Genomic DNA, 26,781 nt, shown 5'->3' with positions numbered 1-26,781 from the left:
TCATTCTGGCCCCGTTCGGGGCCAGAACTTTGTGTTACCAATCGATCCCCTGTTGCGCCTTCACACCCGCGTCGAACGCGTGTTTCACCGGCCGCATCTCCGTGACCGTATCCGCCAGTTCCAGCAGATCGCGATGGCATCCGCGCCCGGTCAGGATCACCGTTTGGTGCGCAGGACGCCCCAGCAGCGCTGCCTTCAGCTCCTCCAGTTCCAGATAGCCGTAGGTCAGCATGTAGGTCACTTCGTCCAGCAACACCAGATCCAGGCTGCTGTCGGCCAGCATGCGCTTGCCGTGTTGCCACACCGCCTGGCAGGCGGCAGTATCGTCGGCCTTGTTCTGCGTTTCCCAGGTGAAGCCGGTGGCCATCACCTGAAACTCAACGCCGTGTTGCTGCAGCAGATTCTTTTCGCCATTGGGCCATTCGCCCTTGATGAACTGAATCACACCGGCGCGCATGCCGTGACCCACCGCGCGGGTGACGGTGCCGAAAGCGGCGGTGCTCTTGCCCTTACCGTTGCCGGTAAACACCAGCAGCAGGCCGCGCGTTTCCTGCGCGGCGGCGATGCGCGCATCGACCTGTTCTTTCAGGCGTTGCTGGCGCTGTTGATGACGATCTTCCGCCATGAAAACCCTCCTTATTATTCGGCCGCGCCGGGTTTACGATTCGGCTGAGCGTCGAAGCTCATGCCGGTTTTGCGGCGGCTGTCTTCGCCCATCAGATACAGATACAGCGGCATGATGTCGGCCGGGGTTTTCAGCTTGTTCTTGTCTTCGTGCGGGAAGGCGGATGCGCGCATTTTGGTGCGAGTTCCCCCCGGATTGATGCAGTTTACCCGCAGATTGCGATTTTTGTATTCATCGGCCAACACCTGCATCATACCTTCGGTGGCGAACTTCGATACCGCATAGGCGCCCCAGTCGGCGCGGCCGGTGCGCCCGACGCTGGAGCTGGTGAACACCAGTGAACCGGCGTGGGATTTCAGCAGCAGCGGCAGCAGCGCCTGAGTCAGCATAAAGGTGGCGTTGACGTTAACCTGCATCACCTCTTGCCACATGGTCATCGACAGATCGGCCATCGGTGCGATGTCGCCGAGCAGGCCGGCGTTGTGCAGCACGCCGTCCAGCCGTGGGAGCTGGCGCGCCAGATCGTCGGCGATTTGCCGGCATTGCTCCGGCGTGGCGTGCAGCAAGTCCAGCGTCACTACCAGCGCCGGGGCGCCGCCCTGGGCCGCGATCTCTTGTTGAACCGCCTGCAGTTTGCTTTCGGTGCGCCCCAGCAGAACCAGCTGGGCGCCAAAACGTGCGTAGGTCAGCGCCGCTTCGCGGCCGATGCCGTCGCCGGCGCCGGTGACCAAAATGATACGTTGTTCGAGCAGATCTTGTTTGGGTTGGTAATGCACGATAAATCCTCGCCTGGGTGGCTGTTCTCCCGCTGATAATGGGGAGCAAGGGTGAAACGCGCGGCCGGGGCGGGAGCGAAGGCTCGACCGTCTGCGGGCCGCGCAGCGAATCTGTCTCATCGTATTGATGAATAATGGGTGTTATATGCCTTAATCCGTGCGCATTTTCAATGCGTAGCTGGCTGAAATGGCATTCTTTTGTAACAAAAGCGGTGCGGCGGTGGCTTGGTTCGGTGGCCAATCGTCCCCATAGTGACGTGCAGGACGCAACGAATTTTCATTTAGCCGCGACAGCAGCCGCCGTGGTTGGCTAAAATGGAAAGAAGCATACTAACAACCTGTAAATAAAGGCGGAATCTGTGGAGTTTATATCTGTTTATGGCCTGTTTCTGGCCAAGGTCGCCACGGTGGTGCTGGCCATCGCCGCGTTGGCCATACTGGCGGTCAGTTTGGGGCAACGCAAGAGCCGCCAAAAAGGGGAGCTGCAGCTGACCGATCTCGGCGAACAGTATCGCGAGATGCAACGCGATATGCGTCTGGCGCGCATGGATGCCGCCGAGCAGAAGGTGTGGCTGAAACAGTTCAAGAAGCAGACCAAGGCCGACGACAAGCTGAAAAAGCAGCGCGCCAAGTCCGGCGCGGTTGAAGTGAGCAAGCCGTGCCTGTATGTGCTGGACTTCAAGGGCAGCATGGACGCGCACGAGGTGACGTCGCTGCGGGAAGAGATTTCGGCGGTGCTGGCGGTAGCCACGGCGCAGGATGAGGTGCTGCTGCGTCTGGAAAGCCCGGGCGGGGTGGTGCACGGCTACGGTCTGGCGGCCTCGCAGCTGGAGCGCCTGCGCAAGGGCGGCATTCGCCTGACGGTGGCGGTGGATAAAGTGGCGGCCAGCGGCGGCTACATGATGGCCTGCGTCGCGGATCGCATCGTGGCGGCGCCGTTCGCCATCATCGGTTCCATCGGCGTGGTGGCGCAGATCCCTAACTTCCATCGCCTGTTGAAGAAGAACGACATCGATGTGGAGCTGCACACCGCCGGGCAGTTCAAACGCACGCTGACGCTGTTCGGTGAAAACACCGAGCAGGGGCGCGAGAAGTTCCGCGAAGATCTGAACGAAACGCATGAGCTGTTCAAGCGCTTCGTGCATGAGCAGCGCCCGTCGCTGGACATCGATAGCGTCGCCACCGGTGAGCACTGGTTCGGTTCGCAGGCTAAAGAGAAGGGATTGGTCGACGCCATCGGCACCAGCGACGATTTGCTGATCGCCGAACTGGATAATCACGAGGTGGTTGCCGTGCGCTATGCGCGCCGCAAACGCCTGATGGATCGTTTCACCGGCAGCGCGGCGGAGAGCGTCGATCGCTTGCTGTTGCGTTGGTGGCAGCGTGGGGAAAAACCGCTGCTGTAACGGCGTGAGTGTATGGATCAACGGGGGCCTGGCGCCCCCGTTTTCATTTCTCAATCGACCAGATGGTATTTTTCCGAAAGCAGATGCGCCAAATGTTTAAACATATTAAATACGGCGGTGGTTTTGGCGGTGGGCAGCCCGTCGGCATCTAAAAAGTATTCGCCGCGGAAAACTAAAACGCCGTTTTTTTGTTCAACGTCGGTGGCGATCATGCCGTGCAGATAATCTTCGTGTTGGCGGATGATGTTATTTGCTTCCGCCAGCAGGGCCTCGCGGCCGATAGGTGCAGTATTTGTGTACATTTATTAGACTCCAAACAAAAAACGCTGCGCATATTCTAACGCCGGTTCGCTTTTATCCGCAAACCGACTAAGGTTTATTTGCCGTCTGGATGGCCATGGGTGGCCGCCGGTTGGCGAAATCGGTCTTTCCGTGCTAATTAGGTTGCGTGACGCTTTTTATCAGGTACAGTGTGGGATTTTGCGGCGTCGGGTGGAAGGTTTTGTTTACGCTATGAATAAAACTCGCACAGCCATACTTCTGGGGCATGAGTGAATAGCAGGCAGGATCAACAACTTGCGTTCAGGTTGAGCAGTTGGGCAGCCAAAAGAAAAAAATCTGTTGATCTCTTGCCAGACTGCCGCAATATAAAAAAGAGACACGAATTGCCGCGGCACGGCGAGATAAAAGACTTCTTTTTAGAAGAAATAAATTTAGGTAAAGGTAAATATGGGTAAAGCTCTCGTAATAGTTGAGTCCCCGGCAAAAGCCAAAACTATTAATAAATATTTAGGAAATGACTACGTGGTGAAGTCCAGCGTCGGTCATATCCGTGATTTGCCGACCAGTGGCTCAGCCAGCAAAAAGAGCGCTGACTCAACCGAAGACAAAGCCAAGAAAAAAGTTAAAAAAGATGAGAAGGCGGCGCTGGTAAATCGCATGGGCGTCGACCCTTACCACGGTTGGAAAGCGCATTACGAAATCCTGCCGGGTAAAGAAAAAGTGGTCGCCGAGTTAAAATCGTTGGCGGAAAACGCCGACCACATTTATCTCGCAACCGACCTTGACCGCGAAGGGGAAGCCATCGCCTGGCACCTGCGGGAAGTGATCGGTGGGGATGACAAACGTTTTAGCCGCGTGGTGTTTAACGAAATCACCAAAAACGCGATCCAACAGGCGTTCAAACAGCCGGGCGAGCTGAACATTGATCGCGTCAACGCGCAGCAGGCGCGCCGGTTTATGGACCGCGTGGTGGGCTATATGGTCTCGCCGCTGCTGTGGAAAAAAATCGCCCGCGGCCTGTCCGCCGGCCGCGTGCAGTCGGTGGCGGTGCGCCTGGTGGTTGAGCGTGAGCGCGACATCAAGGCTTTCGTGCCGGAAGAGTACTGGGAGCTGCATGCCGATCTGCTGGCGAAGGGTGAAACCGCGCTGCAGATGGAAGTGACCCACGCGCACGACAAACCGTTCAAACCGGTCAACCGCGAGCAGACTCACGCCGCGGTCAAACTGCTGGAAAAAGCCCGCTACACGGTGCTGGATCGCGAAGATAAACCGACCAGCAGCAAGCCGGGCGCGCCTTTCATTACCTCCACGCTGCAACAGGCCGCCAGTACCCGCCTGAGCTTCGGCGTGAAGAAAACCATGATGATGGCGCAACGGCTGTATGAAGCCGGCCACATCACCTATATGCGTACCGACTCCACCAACCTGAGCCAGGACGCGCTCAACATGGTGCGTGGCTATATCGGCGACAACTTCGGCGACAAATACCTGCCGAAGGCGCCAAACCAGTACAGCAGCAAAGAGAATTCTCAGGAAGCGCACGAAGCGATCCGTCCTTCGGACGTGAACGTGCTCGCCGAGCAGCTGAAAGACATGGAAGCGGACGCGCAGAAGCTGTATCAGCTGATTTGGCGCCAGTTCGTCGCCTGTCAGATGACGCCGGCGCAATACGATTCCACCACGCTGACGGTGAAAGCCGGCGATTATCAGCTGCGCGCCAAGGGCCGCACGCTGCGCTTTGACGGTTGGACCAAGGTGATGCCGGCGCTGCGCAAGGGCGATGAAGATCGCACGCTGCCTTACGTCGAAATCGGCAGCGAACTGGATCTGCAGAAACTGATCCCGAGCCAGCACTTCACCAAGCCACCGGCGCGTTACAGCGAAGCTTCGCTGGTGAAAGAGCTGGAAAAACGCGGTATCGGCCGCCCGTCCACCTACGCCTCCATCATCTCGACCATTCAGGATCGTGGTTATGTGCGGGTGGAAAGCCGCCGCTTCTATGCCGAAAAAATGGGTGAGATCGTCACCGATCGTCTGGAAGAGAACTTCCGCGAGCTGATGAACTATGACTTCACCGCCCGCATGGAAGACGGCCTCGATGAGGTCGCCAACAACCAGGCCGAGTGGAAAGCGGTGCTGGACGAGTTCTTCGTCGACTTCAGCGAACAGCTGGAAACGGCGGAGAAGGATCCGGAAGAAGGCGGCATGCGGCCTAACCAGATGGTAATGACCAGCATCGACTGCCCGACCTGCGGCCGCAAGATGGGCATTCGCACCGCCAGCACCGGCGTGTTCCTCGGCTGTTCCGGCTATGCGCTGCCGCCGAAAGAGCGCTGCAAAACCACCATCAACCTGGTGCCGGAAGCGGAAGTGCTCAACATCCTTGAAGGCGACGACGCGGAAACCAACGCGCTGCGCGCCCGTCGCCGCTGCAAGAAATGCGGTACCGCGATGGACAGCTATCTGATCGATAACCAGCGTAAGCTGCACGTGTGCGGTAACAACCCGGCGTGCGACGGCTATGAGATCGAAGAGGGCGAGTTCCGCCTCAAAGGTTACGACGGTCCGGTCGTTGAGTGCGACAAGTGCGGTTCCGAAATGCACCTGAAAATGGGGCGTTTCGGCAAGTACATGGGCTGCACCAACGAGAACTGCAAAAACACCCGCAAGATCCTGCGTAACGGCGATGTTGCGCCGCCGAAGGAAGATCCGGTGCCGTTGCCGGAGCTGCCGTGCGAGAAGTCCGACGCCTATTTCGTGCTGCGTGACGGCGCGGCCGGCGTGTTCCTGGCGGCCAACACCTTCCCTAAATCGCGTGAAACCCGCGCGCCGCTGGTGGAAGAGCTGGCTCGCTTCAAGGATCGCCTGCCGGAGAAGCTGCGCTACCTGGCCGATGCGCCGGTGGCGGATGCCGAAGGCAATAAAACGCTGGTGCGTTTCAGCCGCAAAACCAAGCAGCAGTATGTCTCTTCCGAGAAAGACGGCAAGGCGACCGGCTGGTCCGCGTTTTACGTGGACGGCAAGTGGGTTGAAGGCAAGAAGTAAGGCCGCATTCCGCCTGCAAGAAGAAAAACCAGCCCTGGCGGCTGGTTTTTTTATTGGTGAAAAGAGGAGAACGGATCTATGCTTTGCTGCTTTTATCCCTCCACCGCCGCCGTTTCACGTTGATACCAATGCAAAATAATCGTTATCATAGTGTGACGCGGATCTATACTTGAAGCTGCAACGTGGTATAGTGGTTATATAAAAAGTTTTTTTATTATTAAAGCTTATTAACAACGGCGTTTTCTTCACCATCAGGGTAAAACACGGTGTTTATGGCTTGTGAGTTTCAGCATACCGGGGCGACACCGATATACCTGGCTGCGGGTAAGCCGCAGTGTTTAACCTAGGATGGTATAAGATATGAAATTGCAGCAGCTTCGTTACATTGTGGAAGTGGTTAACCACAACCTGAATGTCTCCTCAACGGCAGAAGGGCTCTATACCTCGCAACCCGGCATCAGTAAACAAGTGCGCATGCTCGAAGACGAGCTGGGCATCCAGATTTTCGCCCGCAGCGGCAAACACCTGACCCAGGTCACCCCGGCAGGCCAGGAAATCATTCGCATCGCGCGTGAAGTGCTGTCCAAGGTGGACGCCATTAAAGCCGTGGCCGGTGAACACACCTACCCGGACAAAGGCTCGCTGTACGTCGCCACCACGCATACTCAGGCACGCTATGCTTTGCCTAACGTGATCAAGGGCTTTATCGAGCGTTACCCGCGCGTCTCGCTGCACATGCATCAGGGCTCGCCGACGCAGATCGCCGAAGCGGTCTCCAAGGGCACCGCCGATTTCGCCATCGCCACCGAAGCGCTGCACCTGTACGACGATCTCATTATGTTGCCGTGCTATCACTGGAACCGTGCGGTAGTGGTGAAACCCGATCATCCTTTGGCGGGCAAAAGCAGCATCAGCATTGAAGAGTTGGCGGCTTATCCGATCGTCACTTACACCTTCGGTTTCACCGGCCGTTCGGAGCTGGATACCGCCTTCAACCGCGCCGGCCTGACGCCGCGCATCGTCTTTACCGCCACCGACGCCGACGTGATCAAAACCTACGTGCGCCTGGGATTGGGGGTAGGGGTTATCGCCAGCATGGCGGTGGATCCGGTGCAGGATCCGGACCTGGTGACGGTGGATGCGCGCGATATCTTCACTTACAGCACTACCAAGATTGGCTTCCGCCGCAGCACCTTCCTGCGCAGCTACATGTACGACTTCATTCAGCGCTTCGCGCCGCACCTGACGCGCGACGTGGTCGACAGCGCGGTGGCGCTGCGCTCCAACGAAGAGATCGAAGCCATGTTCAAGGACATCAAGCTGCCGATCAAATAATCCCCCGCGTTGACGACATCAAACCACACCCGGACAGGCCAGCGCCTTTCCGGGTTTTTTATGAGCAAGCGCCTGCGACATAAACCGCCCCATTCGCAAATTGCGCTAATCCAATCTTGGCCAGGGGAACGCGCTGCGGTGCTCTTGCGCCAGACCAAACTCCCTCTGCCATTTCCATTAAGTTTCTGAATACCCCTCATTCTGCGTTGAGGCGGCCTGTGTCTTGCTGGTTAGGAATCCTCCGAAAATGAGGCGTTTTTGTTCTGGCAAAGAGTTTTTTTTCTCTCGGAAGTTAAAGTGATGCTAACCAATTGTCACCGGAGCCGCTTATCTCATGACCAGCCGTATCTCTGTCCAATTGCCCGTTGAGGGCCTGCTTTTTTGGAAGCTGGCGGGCCGTGAAGCCTTGTCCGAGCCGTTTGCGCTGACGCTGACCTTGCTGGGCCGCGATGCCCGTATTAATCGCAGCGAACTGTTGGGGCAACCGGTCACGGTAACTCTGCCGACGGGGCTGCTGTCAGCGGATCGCCATATCAATGGCAAGGTGACTCGCGTGGCCGTCAGCGCCGTCGAATTAAGTGGCACGCGTTATGCCGTGTATACGCTGACGGTGGAATCGGATCTATGGCCGATGAAGCGCGATCGCAATCTGCGCATCTTCCAGGGCCAGACGGTGCCGCAAACGGTGCGTGCTTTGCTCAGCGAATATCAGGTGAACGTAGAGGATAAACTCACCGGTCACTATCGGGTGTGGGATTACTGCGTTCAGTATCAGGAGAGCAGTCTCGACTTCATCAGCCGCCTCATGGAGCTGGAGGGGATCGTTTACCACTTTCGCCATGAGGCGGGCCGTCACACGTTGGTGCTGACGGATGCGGCAGGGCAGTATCAGCCGTTTAGCGGCTACGAGACGATTCCCTACCATCAGACTCCGTCTGGCGGCAGCACCCTCGAACAGGGCATCGGGCAATGGGCACCGGAAGACAGCGTGACGCCGGGCATTTACGGCCTGGACGACTATGATTTCCGCAAGCCGAACGCCTGGCTGTTCCAGGCACGCCAAAACCCGGCCTCGCCGATGCCGGGCAGCATCGACGTCTACGATTGGCCGGGCCGCTATGTCGAACACGCTGACGGGGAGTTCTACGCACGCGTGCGCCAGGAGCGCTGGCAGGTGGAACATCAACAGATACACGGCACCGCAACGGCGATCGGAGTGGCGCCGGGCTACACCTTTACCCTGGTCAACGCCCCGTTTTTCAGCGATAACGGCGAATACCTGACGACGGCCGCCGATTACACGTTCTCCGAGAACCGCTACGCCAGCGGCGAAGAAGGCGAAACGGTACATCGCATCGACTTTACGGTTATCCCGGCCGCCACCGTTTTTCGCCCGCTGACGGTGACGCCGTGGCCGCGCACCTATGGCCCGCAAACGGCCAGGGTGGTGGGGCCCGCCGGCGAAAATATCTGGACGGACAAATACGGCCGGATAAAAGTGAAGTTTCACTGGGATCGCCGCGCCAAAGGGGATGACACCAGTTCGTGCTGGGTAAGGGTCTCGAGCGCTTGGGCGGGGCAAGGGTTCGGTTCGGTACAAATACCGCGCGTTGGTGATGAAGTGGTGGTGGACTTTATCAACGGCGATCCGGACCGGCCGATTGTCACCGGGCGCGTCTACAATGAAGCGAGCATGCCGCCGTGGGTGTTGCCGGCGGCGGCGACGCAAATGGGCTTTATGACCCGCAGTAAGGACGGCAGCCGGGACAATGCCAGCTATCTGTTTTTCGAAGATAAGGCGGGCAGCGAGGCTGTGGAGCTGCATTCCGAAAAGGATATGAAGGTTTCGGTGGAAAATGACCAGCAGGTCAATATCGACGGCAACCGGACGACAACTATCCTCAAGCAACAGCAAGACGAAGTGACGGGCAACGCCACCTTCCACTACAAAGGCCAGCGCACCACCACGGTGGATCAAAAAGAAACCGGCTATTTTAATGGCGGCGTCGCAGCGGAGATCAAGGCGGGGCGGACGTTCGACATTAAAGACGGCGGCGACAAGGTTACGATCAAAGGCGACCGCACCAGCGATATCGACGGGAATGAAAGCCACCATGTCACCGGCAAACTGACCGAGACTCTGGATAAAGGGCGGGAGGTTAAGATCGGTGCCGGCGGCCATAAAGAGGACGTCACCGGCGGCGTCACACGCGAGATCAAAGGCGGCGTCAATGAATCGATCAAAGACGGCGTTACCACCAACATCAATAGCGGCGACTGGACGCAAAACGTCAACGCGGGAACCATTACGATTTACAGCCCGCATCAAATCAAGATTGTCAGCGGTGAAAAGATCACCCTGGAAGCGCCGGAGTCCGTGTTCAATCCCAAGTTGCACAGCCTGACCGTGACCGCCTTCAGCGAAAGTATCACCGGCAACAGCGTATCGGCATCGGCGATAACCAGCAGCATCGTTGGCGTGTCCAACAGCCTGACAGGTTTGTCAAATTCTTATAAGCTGAAAGAGTTTTCAAAGACGGCGTTTAAAACGGAAACGAACGGTGTGGTGGTGAATATCGAGGTGACCAATATCAGCAACAGAACGCTGAATGTAACGAATAACTCGTTGTTTATAATTACATAAAATGGAGCAGCACACTTATGTCTCTGGCTGATATGTCGAAGTACTTCCTGTATGCGGGGATCGCCACCCCTGTCGTGATGGGTATTTTCTTTTACTGTATTTTTAAAAATAACGGCGGTAACTCGAGCGAGATGTCCGCGGTTAAAAACTATCTCAGCAAGGACAGCTGGCAAGGCGAGATTATCGCCTCGCGCCTCGAGTCCTGTCGGCAAACCAACACCCGATACGGTAATGATTTTTTCTTTGACGTCGATTTTTATCTGCCGGGCGACACCCGCCTTCACACCGCCAAAGCCCTGGTTCAACCTGGCCAGATGCATCTGCTGCACAAAGGGATGGGCATCCAGGTGAAGAAGGGCCGTAAGAATCAGCTGGCGGTGGTGGGCATGGATTTCCCCGCTGCACCATTGTAAACCTGCCTTTTCGTGCTAAAGCGCCGCATCGTTGCGGCGTTTTTGTTGGCGCGCAGTCTAACCCCTTGGCCGTGTTGATCCTTTCTTCCCGTTGATTGTTCCCGCCTATCGTTGTGTGCAAAACGTGTTGTTATCAAATCGTTAACTTATCTTTGTGGTATCTTTAAACAAGACCTCAGTAATTACCCTGTTTTACTCACAATAAGAAATGGAGGAGCTATGTCGTCCGATCTTCGTGAAACAAGTATGGATAAGCTGGTTGCGCTGAATAGCGAGTATTACTATTACAGTCTGCCGCTGGCAGCGAAGCAGCTGGGTGATATCGACCGGTTGCCAAAATCGATGAAAGTGCTGTTGGAGAACCTGCTGCGCCATGTGGATGGTGACACCGTGCAGGTTGACGACCTCAAGGCCATCGTCGCCTGGCTGCAAACCGGCCATGCTGACCGTGAGATCGCCTACCGTCCGGCGCGCGTGCTGATGCAGGATTTTACCGGCGTCCCGGCGGTGGTCGATCTGGCGGCGATGCGCGAAGCGGTGCGGCGGCTGGGCGGCAACGTCGACCAGGTGAACCCGCTGTCGCCGGTGGATCTGGTGATTGACCACTCGGTCACCGTCGATGAATTCGGCGATGACAACGCCTTTGAAGACAACGTGCGTATCGAGATGCAGCGTAACCACGAGCGCTACACCTTCTTGCGTTGGGGGCAGAAAGCCTTCAACCGCTTCCGCGTGGTGCCGCCGGGCACCGGCATCTGTCACCAGGTTAACCTCGAATACCTTGGCCAAACGGTCTGGCACAGCGACGAAAGCGGCCGCCGCGTGGCCTATCCGGATACGCTGGTGGGCACCGACTCCCACACCACCATGATCAACGGCCTGGGCATCCTCGGTTGGGGCGTCGGCGGCATCGAAGCGGAAGCGGCGATGCTGGGCCAGCCGGTGTCGATGCTGATCCCCGACGTGGTCGGCTTCAAGCTGACCGGTAAGCTCAGAGAGGGGATTACCGCCACTGACCTGGTGCTGACCGTCACCCAAATGTTGCGCAAGCACGGCGTGGTCGGCAAGTTCGTCGAGTTCTACGGCGACGGCCTGGCCGATCTGCCGCTGGCGGACCGTGCGACCATCGCCAACATGTCGCCGGAATTCGGCGCCACCTGCGGCTTCTTCCCGGTGGATGACGTTACGCTCGGCTATATGAAACTCAGCGGCCGCAGCGCCGAACAAATCGCGCTGGTAGAGGCTTACGCCAAGGCGCAGGGCATGTGGCGCCATCCGGGTGATGAACCGGTCTTCACCAGCTCGCTGGCGCTGGACATGTCGACGGTGGAAGCCAGCCTCGCCGGGCCGAAACGCCCGCAGGATCGCGTCGCGCTGCCGAATGTGCCGCAGGCGTTCAAGGCCGCTACCGAACTGGATATCGGCGGGCACAAGGCCAAGGCCGACAGCAAAACCTTTACGCTGGACGGGCAGCAGCACGAACTGCGCGACGGCGCGGTGGTGATCGCGGCGATCACCTCTTGCACCAACACCTCCAACCCGAGCGTGATGATGGCGGCCGGCCTGCTGGCGAAAAACGCCGTCAAGAAGGGGCTGCGCAGCAAGCCCTGGGTAAAAACCTCGCTGGCGCCGGGCTCCAAAGTGGTGACCGACTATTTCGACAGCGCCAAACTCACCGCCTATCTGGAAGAGTTGGGTTTCAACCTGGTGGGGTATGGCTGTACCACCTGTATCGGTAACTCGGGTCCGCTGCCGGATCCGATCGAACAGGCGATCAAAGAGGGCGATCTGACCGTGGGCGCGGTGCTGTCAGGCAACCGTAACTTCGAAGGGCGCATCCACCCGCTGGTGAAAACCAACTGGCTGGCCTCGCCGCCGCTGGTGGTGGCCTATGCGCTGGCGGGCAGCATGAAGATTGATCTGAGCAAAGAGCCGCTCGGCGAGGGCAACGACGGTCAACCTGTTTACCTGAAGGACATCTGGCCGAGCAGCCAGGACATCGCTCAGGCGGTGGAAGAGGTGCGCACCGAGATGTTCCACAAGGAATACGGCGAAGTGTTCGACGGCGACGCCAACTGGCAGGCGATCCAGGTGACCGGTTCGGCGACCTATCAGTGGCAGGGAGACTCGACCTATATCCGCCATCCGCCGTTCTTCAGCACCATGAAGGTGAAGCCGGATCCGGTGCAAGACATCAAGGATGCGCGCATTCTGGCGATACTGGCCGACTCGGTGACCACCGACCACATTTCGCCGGCGGGGAATATCAAGCGCGACAGCCCGGCGGGGCGTTATCTGAGCGAGCACGGCGTGGCGCCGCAGGATTTCAACTCCTACGGTTCGCGCCGCGGCAACCATGAAGTGATGATGCGCGGCACTTTCGCCAATATCCGTATCCGCAACGAAATGGTGCCGGGCGTGGAGGGCGGTTATACCCGTCATATTCCGTCGCAGCAGCAGCTGTCTATCTACGACGCCGCGATGCAGTATCAGCAAGAGAAGGTGCCACTGGCGGTGATTGCCGGTAAAGAGTACGGTTCCGGCTCCAGCCGTGACTGGGCGGCGAAAGGGCCGCGCCTGCTGGGCGTGCGGGTGGTGATCGCCGAATCCTTCGAACGCATTCACCGCTCCAACCTGATCGGCATGGGCATTTTGCCGCTGGAGTTCCCACAGGGGGTGACGCGCAAAACGCTGGGGCTGACCGGGGACGAGCAGATCAGCGTCGGCGGCCTGCAGCAGCTGCAGCCGGGCCAGACGGTGCCGGTGCACATCACCTATGCCGACGGGCGCAAGGAGGTGATTGACACCCGTTGCCGCATCGATACCGGCAATGAGCTGACCTACTACGAAAACGACGGTATCCTGCACTATGTGATCAGGAAAATGCTGTAAATCGAGCAATAAAAAGGGCGCCGCAAGGCGCCCTGATTGTTTCCGCCGTGGCGGCGATCACTTCTGGTCGAGCAAATGGCCCATTTTGGCGGCTTTGGTCGCCAGATAGTGTTCGTTCTTCGGGTTGCGGCCGACGATCAGCGGCACGCGTTCGCTGATGTTGATACCGGCTTCGGTCAGGATCTCGACCTTTTTCGGGTTGTTGGTCAGCAAACGCACCGCGTCGACGCCCAGCAGTTTGAACATGTCGGCGCACAGGGTGAAGTCGCGTTCGTCGGCGGCGAAGCCGAGCTGGTGGTTGGCTTCCACGGTGTCTGCGCCCTTATCCTGCAGGGCGTAGGCGCGGATCTTGTTCAACAGGCCGATGTTGCGGCCCTCCTGGCGATGATAAAGCAGGATGCCGCGGCCTTCTTCAGCGATCTGCTCCAGCGCGGCTTCCAGTTGAAAACCGCAGTCACAGCGCAGGCTGAATAAAGCGTCGCCGGTCAGACATTCGGAATGCACGCGCGCGAGCACCGGCGCTTCGCCGGAAATGTCACCGAATACCAGCGCCAGATGGTCATGCCCGGTCGCCAGTTCTTCGAATCCTACCATCAGGAAATCGCCCCAAGGTGTCGGCAGTTTTGCCTCTGCCACCCGTTTAAGCTGCATGTCACTCTCCACAAAAGCGTACGATTCAATCATTGTCGCGCATCCTAAGTCCGGTTCAGTGTATTGACCAAGACTAAAACGTGCTACGCCGATCTCTATTTCGTTAATTATCGGCTATTTTGCCACAACTTCTTGCCGGGCGGTGCTCAGCAAACCAGCAGATGGCGTTTTCTGGCCACCTATTATTGCGATAGGTTGCCTATCTGTTTAATTTTTAGCGTGTTATCAATATTGCACTCTTGTTACACTGCTGCCTGATTCACGCAGAGGAAAATGGCAATGTATGAGATAGCAAAACGCACGGCGGGCGGCGCGCTGCTGTTGTTGTTGATGCCGCTGGCGGTCTGGGTATCCGGCTGGCACTGGCAACCCGGCGGCAATGAGCCGCTGCTCAAAGCGCTGTACTGGGTGACCGAAACCGTAACCTCGCCGTGGGGCATTCTGACCAGTGTTATCCTCTGCGGCTGGTTTTTGTGGTGTCTGCGCTTTCGGCTGAAGGCGGCCATCGGTTTGGCGATCCTGCTTTTCGCCGCGCTGGTGATCGGGCAGGGGGTGAAGTCGTTAATCAAGGATCGGGTGCAAGAACCGCGGCCGTTTGTAGTATGGCTGGAGCAAACCCACGGCGTGGACGGCAAATATTTCTATTCGCTGCACCGCAAAGAGCGCAGCGCGCTGGTGCGCGAGCAGCTGCAGGATCAAACTGTGGTGCCGAACTGGCTGCGCAAGCACTGGCAGTTTGAAACCGGCTTCGCGTTTCCGTCGGGGCACACCATGTTCGCCGCCACCTGGGCGCTGTTGGGCGTAGGGCTGCTGTGGCCGCGTCGCCATTATAAAACCGTCGCGCTGCTGATGGTGTGGGCAACGGGGGTGATGGGCAGCCGTCTGCTGCTGGGAATGCATTGGCCGCGCGATCTGGCGATGGCTACGCTGATCAGTTGGCTGCTGGTGGTGGTCACCTGCTGGCTGGCGCAGCGCTGGTTCGGCCCGCTGACGCCGCCGCCACAAGAGCAGCAGGAAATCGCGGCGCGCAAGCCGGAGCCGTGATGGTTATGTGACCATGTCACATGCAACGCGGCGCCCGATCGGCGCCGCATTAACCGCTTACATTTTCCCGCCATTGCAATCTGCGCCGTCGCCCCCATATCCTTATAAATTCGACGTTTTGAGAAGCTTTCTCATCAATTTGATCGCTAAAGCCGTTGACTGCCGAATATGCCAGCAGATATGTGGTTTTATCGTGCCGCAGGGTTTCCCTGCCGCAACGGGAAATGCTAACTTAAGGGTTAGGGACGCCACGTTTTGGCATCGTTCATCCGATTCACTCGGCATCGCGGGAAAGAATGTGAAATATTTGCTGATTTTTTTGTTGGTTCTGGTGATCTTCGTGATTTCCGTCACTCTGGGTGCGCATAACGATCAGGTGGTCAATTTTAACTATCTGGTCGCGCAGGGCGACTATCGCGTATCGACCCTGTTGGCCACGCTGTTTGGCGCCGGTTTCGTGCTCGGCTGGATCATTTGCGGCCTGTTTTACCTGCGCACGCGCATTGCGCTGGGCCGCGCCGAGCGCAAGATCAAAAGGCTGGAGCTGCAGCTCGAGCAGCCCGCTGAACCGGCGGCTCAGCCCGTTGTCAGCAAGGAATAATCCTCTATGTTAGAACTGCTGTTTCTGTTGCTGCCCGTGGCTGCCGCGTACGGTTGGTACATGGGGCGCAGAAGCGCTCAGCAGGACAAACAGCAAGAAGCCAACCGCCTGTCGCGTGAATACGTGGCAGGGGTGAACTTTCTGCTTTCCAACCAGCAGGACAAGGCGGTCGATCTGTTCCTCGATATGTTGAAAGAGGACAGCAACACCGTTGAGGCTCACCTGACGCTGGGCAACCTGTTCCGTTCGCGCGGCGAAGTCGACCGCGCTATCCGTATCCATCAGGCATTGATGGAAAGCGCCTCCCTGACCTTCGAACAACGTCTGTTGGCGGTACAGCAGCTGGGCCGCGATTATATGGCGGCCGGGCTGTACGATCGTGCGGAGGATATGTTCAGCCAGTTGACCGACGAAGCGGATTTTCGCGTCTCGGCGCTGCAGCAGCTGCTGGTGATCCATCAGGCCACCAGCGATTGGCAAAAAGCGATCGACGTGGCGGAAAAGCTGGTCAAGCTGGGCAAAGAGAAACAGCGCGTCGAAATTGCGCACTTCTATTGCGAGTTGGCGCTGCAGGCGATGGGCAGCGACGATCTCGATCGGGCGATGAGCCTGCTCAAGCGTGCGGACGCCGCCGACAAACAGTGTGCGCGCGTGTCCATCATGTTCGGGCGCATCTACATGGCGCAAAACGACTACGCCAAAGCGGCGGAATCGCTGCAGCGCGTATTGAGCCAGGATAAAGAGCTGGTCAGCGAGACGCTGCCGATGCTGCAGGAGTGCTACCGGCATCTGCCGGAACAGCAGCACAACTGGGCGGATTTCCTGAAACGCTGTGTGGAAGAGAACACCGGCGCCACCGCCGATCTGATGCTGGCCGAAATCATCGAGCAGCACGAAGGGCGTGATGTGGTGCAGGTCTATATCAACCGTCAGCTGCAGCGCCATCCAACCATGCGGGTGTTCTATCGGCTGATGGATTACCACCTGGCAGACGCTGAAGACGGCCGGGCGAAAGAGAGTCTGCTGTTGTTGCGCGATATGGTCGGCGAGCAAATTCGCACCAAACCGCGTTACCGCTGCCACAAATGTGGCTTCACCGCGCACTCGCTCTATTGGCATTGCCCGTCGTGCCGCGCCTGGTCGTCGGTTAAACCGATCCGCGGTCTGGATGGGCAATAACGCGGCGGCGAGACAAAACAAAACGGGGCGATAAATCGCCCCGTTTTTTTATGTTCATCACTTACTTTTTCTTGCCGCCTTTGGCGCCGGTTTTCAACAGCTGACGCAGTTTCTTCAGCTCTTTCTGGCTCAGCGGCTGTTCAATCTCTTCTTCGGTGCTTTGATTGTCGATCTCGCCGTGGTGCAGCTCATCCGCTTTCTTGGTGGGTTTTTCAGCCTTGGCGGCGGGCGCGCTGAAGCTGCTTTCCAGGCGTTGGCACACTTCTACGCTCAACGAAAATTCGTTTTCAGCGGCGGCGGCGCGGATTTTTTCCTTCAGTTCCAGAGGAATTTTAATGGTAAGTGTCGATATCTCGCTCATTTTGAAAGCCTTTCTGCAGGAAGATGCCTTCAAGCTAAGCCACTGACGATCGGGTGTCTAGTGTGTAATAAAAATTTAATATTTCTGTAACAAAATGGGGCGGGGGAAATGCGGTTTTTTTCAGGCGGTAAACAGAGGCAGGGCCCGAACGTTCGGGCCCTGTACCGGAAACATTATTTGTAGATGATCGCGGTGCCGCTCAACATGTTGTTACCACCGGCGGAGATGATGCGATAGCTGCTGGCGCCCTGGGCATCGGCTTTAGCGGCCAGTTTTTTCTCCAGGCTGCTGAGGGTCGTTGCGTGACCTGCGGAAACGACGCCGGTGGCGGTCAGGTTATCGGCCTGCTGGCTGCTGATCGGTTCAGCGGCGAAGGTGGCGAAAGAGGTCAGTGCAATAGCGGCAGCGGCTGCAAAATATTTGATGGTTTTCATAGGTGACTCCAGTCTGTTTATTTAGGAAGGAAGCCGTTCGCTTCCGATGTGTTGAATAATAAAGCATCCGTGCCGATTGAAAATCTGATAATGCTGAGCAAGTCTTTCAAAATATCTGATTAACAATTTACGCATCTTTACGGCGTTTTACGCTGCGTAGTTTATTACTGACGGGCGTTCGTTGACGCGCCATGACAAAGACGGGAGGTAACATGACAGAGCGTAGGTGCGCGCTGCGGCTGGGATTTCTGGTCCCCGGCATGTAGAATGCGGCGGTCAGTTTCGCGGGTGAGTCCCTGATTATGTCCATTTTACAGAAGGTAGAAGAAATGAAGTCTGAAAATAACACTAATAACAATGACTTAAAATCATCTCCAATCGTTGTGGCGTTAGATTACGCCGATAAGAACGCTGCGCTGGCGTTCGCCGACCGTATCGATCCGCAAGACTGCCGCTTGAAAGTGGGCAAAGAAATGTTCACGTTGTTTGGGCCGCAGCTGGTGCGCGATCTGCATGGGCGCGGCTTCGACGTGTTTCTCGACCTGAAATTCCACGATATTCCCAATACCACTGCACATGCGGTTGCCGCAGCGGCCGAGCTGGGCGTTTGGATGGTTAACGTGCACGCCAGCGGCGGCGCGCGCATGATGACCGCCGCTAAAGAAGCACTGGTGCCTTACGGCGCGGATGCGCCGCTGCTGATCGCCGTTACGGTGCTGACCAGCATGGAAGCGGAAGACCTGCGCGGCATCGGCATCGAGACCAGCCCGGCGGAGCACGCCGAGCGCCTGGCGCGCCTGACCCGCGACTGCGGGCTGGACGGCGTGGTGTGTTCGGCGCACGAAGCGCAGCGTCTGAAGGCCGCTTGTGGGCAGGCTTTCCAACTGGTTACGCCGGGGATCCGTCCTGAAGGCAGCGCGGCGGGCGATCAGCGCCGCATCATGACGCCGGTGCAGGCGCAGGCTGCCGGCGTGGACTACATGGTGATTGGGCGTCCGATCACCCAATCTGCAGATCCGGCCGCGACGCTGCGCGCGATCCGCGCCTCTTTGGCCTGAGGAAGCGATGATGAATGACGATAACAGCCGTCTGGTGTATTCCACGGACACCGGTCGCATTAAGCAGGAAGAGGTTAAACCGCAACGCGCCAAGGGCGATGGCATCGTGCGCATCCAGCGTCAGACCAGCGGCCGCAAGGGGAAGGGCGTGTGCCTGATCGCCGGCGTCGATCTGGATGATGCCGCGCTCGACAAGCTGGCGGCGGAATTGAAAAAGAAATGCGGCTGCGGCGGTTCGGTGAAAGAAGGCGTCATCGAGATCCAGGGCGATAAGCGCGACCTGCTTAAACAGTTGCTGGAAGCCAAAGGCATGAAGGTGAAGCTGGCGGGCGGCTGAGGCGAATCGCCATGCCGCAGTGCAATGCCGCGGCATGGCTTGAGGTTGTTGCTGCCGGGGGTTAGCCCGTTAACGGCAAAAGAACCATAGACTTAAAGTAAAACAGACCTGAAATCATCGTTATTCTGGTTAATACGTCAAAGCGCAGATGCGCTTTTGCCAGCCTGTCGGCGGAAGACTATCGGTCAGGTTTATTTGCCAACCTGGTGACCGATGATACCCCCTACCGCAGCCCCACCCAGCGTGCCCAACGCGCTGCCGTTGGTCAGCACCGCACCGCCGACTGCACCGGCGCCGGCACCGATAGCGGTGTTGCGATCGCGTTTGGACATGTTGGAACATGCGCTGAGTGAAAACGCCAGAGTCAGAGCCAGAGCGGCGGTGGCGAAACGTTTATTGATAATCATCATAATGACTTCTCCTTAGCATTGGCTATATGGAAGTGCCCTATAAGTATAGGCGTTAACCATAGATCAGGCCTGCCGTTGGTTCCCATACAGTATCGATATAAAAAATGGCATCTTTTGTTAACGGCCGAATAATTAGCAGGTTACGGCCCAAAAGTTACCGAAGCTGAGTATAGGTTTCTCGGGAAGGATAAACAGGTAAATAGTCTTAAAAACCCGCTGTGCAAGGGGAAAGGCGCGCGGTGTGGCCCGCGCGGCGCGATAGGTGCGGTGGCGGCCGCGTTACTCGTTGACCAACTCAAGCTGCACGCCCTGGCGTTTCAACTGATGTTGATACTCCAGCGCCAAACGTGAATCGGTGATCACCCGGCTGATCTGCCCCGGCTGCGCCAGCGGGTTGGGTTGGATTTGGCCGAATTTGCTGGAGTCCGTCAGCACGATATTCTCCACGCCCTTGGCCAGCACTGCGCTGACCACATCGGCGCGCATCATGTCGCGGCCGGTAAAGCCGGTTTCGGCCTGAAAGCCGTCAATGCCGATAAATGCCTTGTTGAAATGCACCTGTTGAATGCACAGCCGCGTCAGCGGGCCGACCACGGTCTCGCTTTTCTTCTGGTACATGCCGCCCAGCACGATGACGTCGCAGTCGGTTTCTTTGAGCAGGTTGGCGATGTAATGGCTGACGGTGATAAGCGTAATGCGCTTGCGTTCGGCGATGTAGCGGGCCAGCAGGGCATTGGTGCTGCCGCTCTCGATAAAGATCGTCTCGCCGTCATTGACCTGCGCGGCGGCGTACTGCGCCAACCGCTGTTTGAGGGTGAAATTGGACATCATGCGGGCGTCGACGTCGTCGCTCTCTAACGCCACGGCAGAGCCGTGCACCCGCTTCAGATAACTGCGCTTTTCCAGCAGGTTGAGATCCTGCCGGATAGTGACTTCCGAGACGCCCGAGGCGCGCGCCAGTTCATTGACGCTGATCCGCCGGCGATCGTTAACCAACTGCAATATGGTCTGTTGTCGTAAATTCATATCGGCCTGATGATGCGGCCACCAAGGCGCGGCCGCTAAGAGTCAAAGGTTTAAAGAGTATGTTCTGTGCGCGCAATAATATCATCCTGCGCCTCAGGGGATAATGCGGTAAAGAAGGCGGAATAGCCAGCTACGCGAACCACTAAATCACGATATTGGTCAGGGTGTTGCTTCGCCGCCAGCAGCGTTTCGCGCGACACGATATTGTACTGCACATGCCAGCCTCGGTAGTTCTCGAAGAAGGTGCGCAACATCAGCATCAGCTTTTCCCGATCGCGCGGGTTGTCCAGCGTCGCCGGGTTCAGCTTTTGATTGAGCAGCACGCCGCCGAGGATCGCCTCGGTCGGCAACTTGGCGAGCGAATTGAACACCGCCGTCGGCCCCAGGTGATCGGTACCTGACGCTGGGCTGGCGCCTTCCGCCAGTGGCGTGTGCGCCTTGCGTCCATCGGGCGTGGCCGCAGTGGCGGCGCCGAAGGGCACGTTGGCCGAGATCGACGAAGTGCCGGCGTAGTAACCACCGCCGATCGGCCCGCGGCCGAAGCGGGTGTTGCGATACTGCTTCAGTTCTTCGATATAGGTTTGGTAGGCGCGCACCAGCAGCCGATCGACCTCGTCCACGTCGTTGCCGTATTTAGGCGCGGCGTTGAGCAGCCGCTGGCGCAGCTGTTCGCCATCCAGCCCGGCGAAGTCGTCGGCCAGCGCCGCCGCCAGCTGTTGCTGGCCGATCGCCCCCTGGTCAAACACCAGTTTGCGCACCGCCGCCAGGCTATTGCCCAGGTTGGCGATGCCGACCTGCAGGCCGGAAACCCAATCGTATTTGGCGCCACCTTGCTTGATGCTTTTACCGCGTTCGATGCAGTCATCCACCAGCGCGGAACAGAGGATATCGTGGGCATTCTCTTCCAGCACGCTGTCCACCACGCATTCGATCTCGATCGACTTGCGCGTGTAGTAGCGGATTTGCCGGTCCCAGGCGGCTAAGACCTGCTCGAAATCGGCGAAGTTTCCTTTGGATAGCGCCTGTGCCTGCGGCAGGAAGATCTGCCCGGAGGTCGCGTCGCGGCCCTGTTCCAGCGCCGCCAGCAGCACGCGGGCGAAGTTGATGAAGCTCATGCCGGTGCAGCGATAGCCCCATTTGCCGCCGACGGCGGTCTCGATGCAGCCGATGGCGGCGTAGTCGTAAGCGTCTTGCGGCTCAACCCCCAGCCTGATGAATTCGGGAATGACGATTTCGTCGTTGTTGAACGCCGGCATGCCGAAACCGCAGCGGATCACCTGCACGCAGGCGTCGAGGAAGTCGGCGCTCATCCCGGCATGGTAACGCACGCTGAGGTTGGGCTGGGTGGAACGCAGGCGGCCGCAGGACTCGAGAATGGCATAGGACAGCGGGTTGACCGCATCGCACGGCCGCCCGTCGATCAGCTTCTGTCCGCCGATGGTGACGTTCTGGTACAGCGGGCTGCCGGCGGAAGCCTTGGAATGCGAGCCGGAGCGGATCTTGTTGACCTCCAGCAGCTTCAGCCAGCAGCTGTGCAACAGCTCGATGGCGTCTTCCCGCGCCAGCTTTTGCTCCAGCTCCACGTCACGCCGATACCAGGGATAGAGGTATTGATCGAGGCGGCCGAAGGAAACCGAATGGCCATTGGATTCGATCTGCAACGTCAGCTGGATGAAATAGCACAGCTGCAGCGCCTGCCAGAAGGTTTGCGGCGGGCGATGGGCGATCTGTTCACAGTTATCCGCGAGGGCCAGCAGTTCGGTGCGCCGCCAGTCGCGCGGTTCGTTTTGCGCCATGTCGCGCGCGAGGCGGGCGAAGCGCAGGATGTGCTCGCTCAGCGCCGCCAGCACGATGTCGATGGCGTTGAGAAACTGCGCTTTGTGCAGATCTTCCCACTCGGTCAGGTGCAGACGGCTGCGGCGCGCGTTCACTTTTTCACGCAGGCCGTCGAGACCTTTCTCCAGCAGCAGCGGGAAGTTAACCGCCAGGTGGGCGTCGCCGGAGGTCATGTTGCCCTCGGCCTTGATGATGCCGGTGGCCAGCAGCGCCTTTTGCTCGTCGGTGAACATGCCGTAGCAGCGATCCTGCACCGTTTGGCCGCGCCACCAGGGGCACAGGCGATGCAAAATCGCCTTGTTCTCTTCGCTGACCGAAAAACCGGCGCCCGGCCGGTCGGCTAGCTGGTCGATCTCGTTCTCTACCCAGCCGACGGTGTATTCGGGGAAGATCGGCGCGGCGCGCAGCTCGCTGGCCTGGTTGCCGACGATCAGCTCGTCGTTAGCGATCCAGATGGTGCGCTTCGCCAGATGGTTAGCCAGCGCCAGCGCGCGACGTACCGGCAGTGGCCGATCCTGATGCTGTTGATAGGCTTCGGTATAGTGCTGCGCACGCTCGGTGCACACCGGCGGTTTGACGATGTGAATCAGCGCTTTCTTGTGCGCCTGGATGCGGGCGCTTAGGGTGGTCAAATCCAACGTGGTCATGGCGTTATCCTCGCAAAATGGCGGTCAGGCCTTTGGCGCCGGCATAGGCTTCGGCGAAGGCCAGCAAATCCGGCGCGTCCAGCGGCGTGCGGGCGGCGCGGTAGGGCTCTCCGAGCAGGTGATACTTGTTGATGCCCAGCGTGTGGTACGGCAGAAAGTGGATCTCCGATACGCCGATCTCGTCGGCGGCGAAGTCGACGATCGCGCGGACTGAGCGGCGATCGGCGTTGAAATCGGGGATCAGCGGCACGCGCACGGTCATCTGCACGCCATGCGCCGCCAGACGGCGGAAGTTGTTCAGTACCCGGCGGGCGGAGCCGCCGGTCCAGGTTCTGAAGCGCGCTTCGTCGGTGTGCTTGAGATCGGCCAACAGCAGGTCCAGCCACGGCAGCGAAGGGGTGATGTAACGCCACGGCACGTGCAGACAGGACTCGACGGCGGTGTGGATGCCGGCCTCGCGGCCGCGCCGCAGCAGCTCTGCCGCCACCTCCGGTTGCATAAAGGGTTCGCCGCCGGACAGCGTTAAACCGCCACCGGTACGCAGATAGAAAGGCTTATCCCGCATCACCTCGGCCATGATATCGTCGGGATTGATCGCGCTGCCGCACAGGCTGAGTGCGCCGGTCGGGCAGACGGCGGCCAGGGCCGCATAATCCTCGGCGTTGATGTGCTCGCGTTGCAGCGTCAGCGCGCCGTCCAAAGTGGGCTGCAGGCCTTGTGGGCAGCGCGCGGCACACAGCGTGCAGCCGCTCAGACACAGGCGCTGGTCAAACAGCAGATCCGCGTGGCGCGAGCGGCTTTCCGGGTTCTGACACCAGCGGCAGCTCAGCGGGCAGCCTTTTAAAAAGACCACGCTGCGAATGCCGGGGCCGTCATGGGTCGAATAGCGCTGCAGATTAAAGAACATGAGTCACCCGTTTGGCGTTGCTGAATCTTTCGCCATTAAAGATGTTTCGAATGAAAGTTGAATTGATTTTGGTCAAAGGTTTGCGGGTTTTTTACCCTATGATGATCAGAGTTTGAATCCGCCCACAGAACAAGACAGAGGAGTCCGTGATGGAGCTTTATCTCGATACCGCCGATGTGACTGCGGTAAAACGCCTGGCGCGCATTCTGCCGTTGCACGGCGTCACCACCAACCCGAGCATCGTGGCGAAAGAAGGCAAGCCGATCTGGGAAGTGCTGCCCGCGCTGCGCGACGCCCTCGGCGGCACCGGCAAGCTGTTTGCGCAGGTGATGGCGACCGATGCAGAGCGCATGGTGGCTGAGGCGGCGCTGCTCAGCCAGCGTGTGCCGGGGCTGGTGGTGAAGATCCCGGCGACCGCCGAAGGATTGGCGGCGATCAAGAAACTCAAAACGATGTCCATCCCGACGCTGGGCACTGCGGTATACGGCGCCGGGCAGGGGCTGTTGGCGGCATTGGCCGGGGCGGAATATGTGGCGCCTTATGTCAACCGCGTGGATGCGCAGGGCGGCGACGGTATCGAAATGGTGCACGAGCTGCAGCAGCTGTTGAGCCTGCACGCGCCGTCGGCGCAGGTGCTGGCCGCCAGCTTCAAGACGCCGCGCCAGGCGTTGGAATGTCTGCTCGCGGGCTGTCAGGCCATCACGCTGCCGGTGGACGTGGCGGAGCAGTTCCTCGGCGCGCCGGCGGTGCAGGCCGCGGTCGAGAAGTTCGAGCAGGATTGGCAGGGGGCTTTCGGCAGCAGCCTGCTGAACTGATGGCCTGCGCCTATTCCTCGGTGCTCACGCTATTATCGCTAAAGGATGGCGGCTACGCGCCATCCTCCTTTCATTATCCATTATCCATTATCCATTATCGGCTTTCCTTTCACTTAATTGTCGCTGAACTGTTTATTTTCCGCATGATCTCTCTTTCGGGAAAAATCGATTGATTTTTGCCCTTATCGGCTCATAATTCGTCACTAAAGCAGTGTCATTACAATTATTTAAATTATTTATAATATTCACTCATAAATTTATTGAAATAATAATGATGGGGAGCCAAGGATGCGCTCAAATTACGTTCGTGCTGTGCCTTGTTTTATTCGCTATGGTCTGTCGGGATTGTTGCTCGGCACCGTGCCGTTTTTTTCCGCCTCTGCGGCTGAGGCTTTCAGCCAGGGCGCGGCGGCTATTGATGCCCGTGAGCAGCTGCGTCAGCAAGAGCGAGAACGCGCCCTGCAGAACCAAAACACCCCTCAGGCCGATGCGCGCGTGGCTGCCCCTGAGCGGGTGCTGCCCGATTATCCTCCTCACGAAAAACCCTGTTTTACCATCAACCGGTTGGTGCTCGTCGGCGAGTCGGCCGAACGCTTTCAGTGGGCGCTTGCGGCCGCCAACGATGCCAAAGGCCGTTGCCTGGGCGGGCGGGGGATCGTGCTCGCTATCAACAAGGTGCAAAATGCCATTTTGGCCAAAGGCTACGTCACAACTCGGGTGATGGCGCAGGAGCAGGATCTGACTCAGGGCACATTGACACTTACGTTGCAACCCGGGCGTATTGGCGACGTCCGCTTTGATGAGCCGGTTTCCTGGCGTGGACGGTTGTGGAACGCCGTTCCGGCCTCGCGCGGCGATCTTCTTAACCTGCGCGATATCGAGCAGGGGCTGGAGAACTTCAGGCGGGTGCCCAGCGCCAATGCCGACATTAAAATCGTGCCCGGCACCCAGGAAGGCACCAGCGATCTGCAGGTCAACTGGCACGAGGGGCGCCCGGTGCGGCTCAGTCTGGGGTTGGACGACAGCGGCTCCAAAAGCACCGGACGCTATCTTGGCTCGGCCACCCTGGCTATTGATGCCCCGTTTGCGCAAAATGACCTGTTCTACGCCAACATCGGCAAGGATTTATTCCAACACGGGCCGTTCGGCAACCGTTCGCATACGCTGAACTATTTCTTCCCGGTGGGATATTGGGCCTTCTCGGCCAACTATAACGACTACACCTACCATCAGAACATCCCCAACGCCAATGAGGTGCTGCGCTACAGCGGCAAGAGCGACAACTTTCAGTTGACCGTTTCCCGGTTGCTGTACCGCGACCAATCGCACAAGACCACGCTCAACCTGCGCGGCTATCGCAAGCACTCGACCAACTATGTGGAAGACATCGAAATGACCCAGCAAAAGAGGCGGACAGCGGGCTGGGAGATTGGACTGAACCAGCGCAGTTACCTCGGGCGCAATACGCTGGATGCGTCGCTAGCTTGGCGGCGCGGCACCGGCGCCCTGGGAGCGCTGCGCGCGCCGGAGGAAGCCAATCACAACGGCTCGGCGCGTACCGGCATCCTGATCGGGGACGCGGGGTTCAACATGCCGTTCTCCTGGGGTGAGCAGCCCTGGCGGCTGTATACCAGCGTGCGCGGCCAGTGGAGCCCGAACGCGCTGACGCCGCAGGAGCGGATGGCCATTGCCGGGCGCTACACGGTGCGCGGTTTTGACGGCGAGCAGATGCTGTCTGGCGAAAAAGGCTTGGTCTGGCGTAACGACATCGCCTGGAATGTGTTTGCCCGCGGTCACGAACTCTATCTGGCCGCCGACTACGGGCGGGTGGACGGCCCGAATACGCGAGGCTTGCCGGGGCGGCAATTGGCGGGCAGCGCGCTTGGGGTGCGCGGCGCCTTGTGGGGGCGACTCAGCTATGACCTGTTCGCCGGCGTTCCGCTCTACAAGCCTGCGGGGTTCCACACCTCCGGCGCGACCACGGGTTTTAGCGTAAATCTGGAAATTTGAACATCGCGATACTGGCAGCGTTGCTGCGCTGACCTGAACGGACTGAC

Annotated in this window: 23 protein-coding genes; 13 read left to right on the top strand and 10 right to left on the bottom strand. The window is 58.6% G+C overall.

What is annotated here, in order from left to right; translation table 11 throughout:
- Nucleotides 1-34 precede the first annotated feature (34 nt).
- Together cobO and ATE40_RS09975 are read right to left on the bottom strand one after the other, a co-directional pair.
- Nucleotides 35-625: a cob(I)yrinic acid a,c-diamide adenosyltransferase gene (gene cobO / locus ATE40_RS09980; protein ID WP_019452703.1), complete on the bottom strand. Its 591-nt coding sequence runs from the start codon at nt 623-625 to the stop codon at nt 35-37.
- A 14-nt stretch (nt 626-639) separates the two neighbouring features.
- Nucleotides 640-1,401 carry a YciK family oxidoreductase gene (locus ATE40_RS09975; RefSeq protein WP_019452702.1) on the bottom strand — a complete coding sequence of 254 codons (762 nt, stop codon included), beginning with the start codon at nt 1,399-1,401 and terminating at the stop codon, nt 640-642.
- 359 nt (nt 1,402-1,760) lie between these two features.
- Between ATE40_RS09975 and sohB the strand changes: the two genes are divergently transcribed.
- Nucleotides 1,761-2,807, top strand: a complete 1,047-nt coding sequence (gene sohB / locus ATE40_RS09970) for a protease SohB (protein ID WP_063918437.1) — start codon at nt 1,761-1,763, stop codon at nt 2,805-2,807.
- A 50-nt stretch (nt 2,808-2,857) separates the two neighbouring features.
- Here the strand turns inward: sohB and ATE40_RS09965 are convergent, their stop codons facing one another.
- Nucleotides 2,858-3,109 (bottom strand): YciN family protein, encoded by a 252-nt coding sequence (locus ATE40_RS09965; RefSeq protein WP_019452700.1) that lies wholly within the window; start codon nt 3,107-3,109, stop codon nt 2,858-2,860.
- A gap of 427 nt (nt 3,110-3,536) precedes the next feature.
- On the opposite strand from ATE40_RS09965, the gene topA reads away from it, so the two are divergent.
- The 5 genes from topA (at nt 3,537) to acnA (ending at nt 13,418) form a co-directional block, all read left to right on the top strand.
- Nucleotides 3,537-6,134: a type I DNA topoisomerase gene (gene topA, locus ATE40_RS09960; protein ID WP_025159788.1), complete on the top strand. Its 2,598-nt coding sequence runs from the start codon at nt 3,537-3,539 to the stop codon at nt 6,132-6,134.
- 360 nt (nt 6,135-6,494) lie between these two features.
- Entirely contained in the window at nt 6,495-7,469 is a 975-nt protein-coding gene (gene cysB / locus ATE40_RS09955) for an HTH-type transcriptional regulator CysB (RefSeq protein WP_004930690.1), read from the top strand.
- A gap of 334 nt (nt 7,470-7,803) precedes the next feature.
- On the top strand, nt 7,804-10,113 hold the full coding sequence (locus tag ATE40_RS09950) for a type VI secretion system Vgr family protein (protein WP_063918436.1): 2,310 nt from the start codon (nt 7,804-7,806) through the stop codon (nt 10,111-10,113).
- A gap of 17 nt (nt 10,114-10,130) precedes the next feature.
- Nucleotides 10,131-10,526 carry a hypothetical protein gene (locus ATE40_RS09945; protein WP_019452697.1) on the top strand — a complete coding sequence of 132 codons (396 nt, stop codon included), beginning with the start codon at nt 10,131-10,133 and terminating at the stop codon, nt 10,524-10,526.
- A gap of 219 nt (nt 10,527-10,745) precedes the next feature.
- Entirely contained in the window at nt 10,746-13,418 is a 2,673-nt protein-coding gene (acnA, locus tag ATE40_RS09940; RefSeq protein WP_063918435.1) for an aconitate hydratase AcnA, read from the top strand.
- 57 nt (nt 13,419-13,475) lie between these two features.
- Here acnA and ribA read toward each other — a convergent pair whose 3' ends face one another.
- On the bottom strand, nt 13,476-14,069 hold the full coding sequence (gene ribA, locus ATE40_RS09935) for a GTP cyclohydrolase II (RefSeq protein WP_019452695.1): 594 nt from the start codon (nt 14,067-14,069) through the stop codon (nt 13,476-13,478).
- A gap of 279 nt (nt 14,070-14,348) precedes the next feature.
- Between ribA and pgpB the strand changes: the two genes are divergently transcribed.
- The 3 genes from pgpB (at nt 14,349) to lapB (ending at nt 16,893) form a co-directional block, all read left to right on the top strand.
- Nucleotides 14,349-15,113, top strand: a complete 765-nt coding sequence (gene pgpB, locus ATE40_RS09930) for a phosphatidylglycerophosphatase B (RefSeq protein ID WP_019452694.1) — start codon at nt 14,349-14,351, stop codon at nt 15,111-15,113.
- Between the two features lie 298 nt (nt 15,114-15,411).
- A complete protein-coding gene (locus ATE40_RS09925) occupies nt 15,412-15,714 on the top strand; it encodes a LapA family protein (RefSeq protein ID WP_004930650.1) in 303 nt (100 codons plus the stop codon).
- A 6-nt stretch (nt 15,715-15,720) separates the two neighbouring features.
- The gene (lapB, locus tag ATE40_RS09920) at nt 15,721-16,893 is read left to right on the top strand and encodes a lipopolysaccharide assembly protein LapB (RefSeq protein ID WP_019452693.1); all 1,173 of its coding nucleotides are present in this window, start codon (nt 15,721-15,723) and stop codon (nt 16,891-16,893) included.
- Between the two features lie 61 nt (nt 16,894-16,954).
- On the opposite strand, the gene ATE40_RS09915 is transcribed toward lapB, so the two are convergent.
- Nucleotides 16,955-17,254: an Arc family DNA-binding protein gene (locus ATE40_RS09915; protein ID WP_063918434.1), complete on the bottom strand. Its 300-nt coding sequence runs from the start codon at nt 17,252-17,254 to the stop codon at nt 16,955-16,957.
- A 173-nt stretch (nt 17,255-17,427) separates the two neighbouring features.
- Entirely contained in the window at nt 17,428-17,688 is a 261-nt protein-coding gene (gene bhsA / locus ATE40_RS09910) for a multiple stress resistance protein BhsA (protein WP_019452691.1), read from the bottom strand.
- Between the two features lie 329 nt (nt 17,689-18,017).
- Between bhsA and pyrF the strand changes: the two genes are divergently transcribed.
- Together pyrF and yciH are read left to right on the top strand one after the other, a co-directional pair.
- Nucleotides 18,018-18,746 carry an orotidine-5'-phosphate decarboxylase gene (gene pyrF, locus ATE40_RS09905; RefSeq protein WP_063918636.1) on the top strand — a complete coding sequence of 243 codons (729 nt, stop codon included), beginning with the start codon at nt 18,018-18,020 and terminating at the stop codon, nt 18,744-18,746.
- 10 nt (nt 18,747-18,756) lie between these two features.
- Nucleotides 18,757-19,083: a stress response translation initiation inhibitor YciH gene (gene yciH / locus ATE40_RS09900; RefSeq protein ID WP_019452689.1), complete on the top strand. Its 327-nt coding sequence runs from the start codon at nt 18,757-18,759 to the stop codon at nt 19,081-19,083.
- A gap of 191 nt (nt 19,084-19,274) precedes the next feature.
- Here yciH and osmB read toward each other — a convergent pair whose 3' ends face one another.
- The 4 genes from osmB to ATE40_RS09880 form a co-directional block, all read right to left on the bottom strand.
- Nucleotides 19,275-19,493, bottom strand: a complete 219-nt coding sequence (gene osmB / locus ATE40_RS09895) for an osmotically-inducible lipoprotein OsmB (RefSeq protein ID WP_004930634.1) — start codon at nt 19,491-19,493, stop codon at nt 19,275-19,277.
- A 279-nt stretch (nt 19,494-19,772) separates the two neighbouring features.
- Complete coding sequence (locus tag ATE40_RS09890) at nt 19,773-20,519, bottom strand: DeoR/GlpR family DNA-binding transcription regulator (RefSeq protein ID WP_019452688.1); 747 nt, start codon at nt 20,517-20,519, stop codon at nt 19,773-19,775.
- Nucleotides 20,520-20,569: 50 nt separating this feature from the next.
- Nucleotides 20,570-23,002, bottom strand: a complete 2,433-nt coding sequence (locus ATE40_RS09885) for a formate C-acetyltransferase/glycerol dehydratase family glycyl radical enzyme (protein ID WP_063918433.1) — start codon at nt 23,000-23,002, stop codon at nt 20,570-20,572.
- Between the two features lie 4 nt (nt 23,003-23,006).
- A complete protein-coding gene (locus tag ATE40_RS09880) occupies nt 23,007-23,909 on the bottom strand; it encodes a glycyl-radical enzyme activating protein (RefSeq protein WP_063918432.1) in 903 nt (300 codons plus the stop codon).
- A gap of 149 nt (nt 23,910-24,058) precedes the next feature.
- On the opposite strand from ATE40_RS09880, the gene fsa reads away from it, so the two are divergent.
- Nucleotides 24,059-24,724: a fructose-6-phosphate aldolase gene (gene fsa / locus ATE40_RS09875; protein ID WP_063918431.1), complete on the top strand. Its 666-nt coding sequence runs from the start codon at nt 24,059-24,061 to the stop codon at nt 24,722-24,724.
- A 288-nt stretch (nt 24,725-25,012) separates the two neighbouring features.
- Nucleotides 25,013-26,734, top strand: a complete 1,722-nt coding sequence (locus tag ATE40_RS09870; RefSeq protein ID WP_063918430.1) for a ShlB/FhaC/HecB family hemolysin secretion/activation protein — start codon at nt 25,013-25,015, stop codon at nt 26,732-26,734.
- The last annotated feature ends 47 nt before the right edge of the window (nt 26,735-26,781 follow it).

The organism is Serratia surfactantfaciens (genome assembly GCF_001642805.2).
GTDB lineage: Bacteria > Pseudomonadota > Gammaproteobacteria > Enterobacterales > Enterobacteriaceae > Serratia > Serratia surfactantfaciens.
This window is presented reverse-complemented; position numbering and strand designations above follow the sequence as displayed.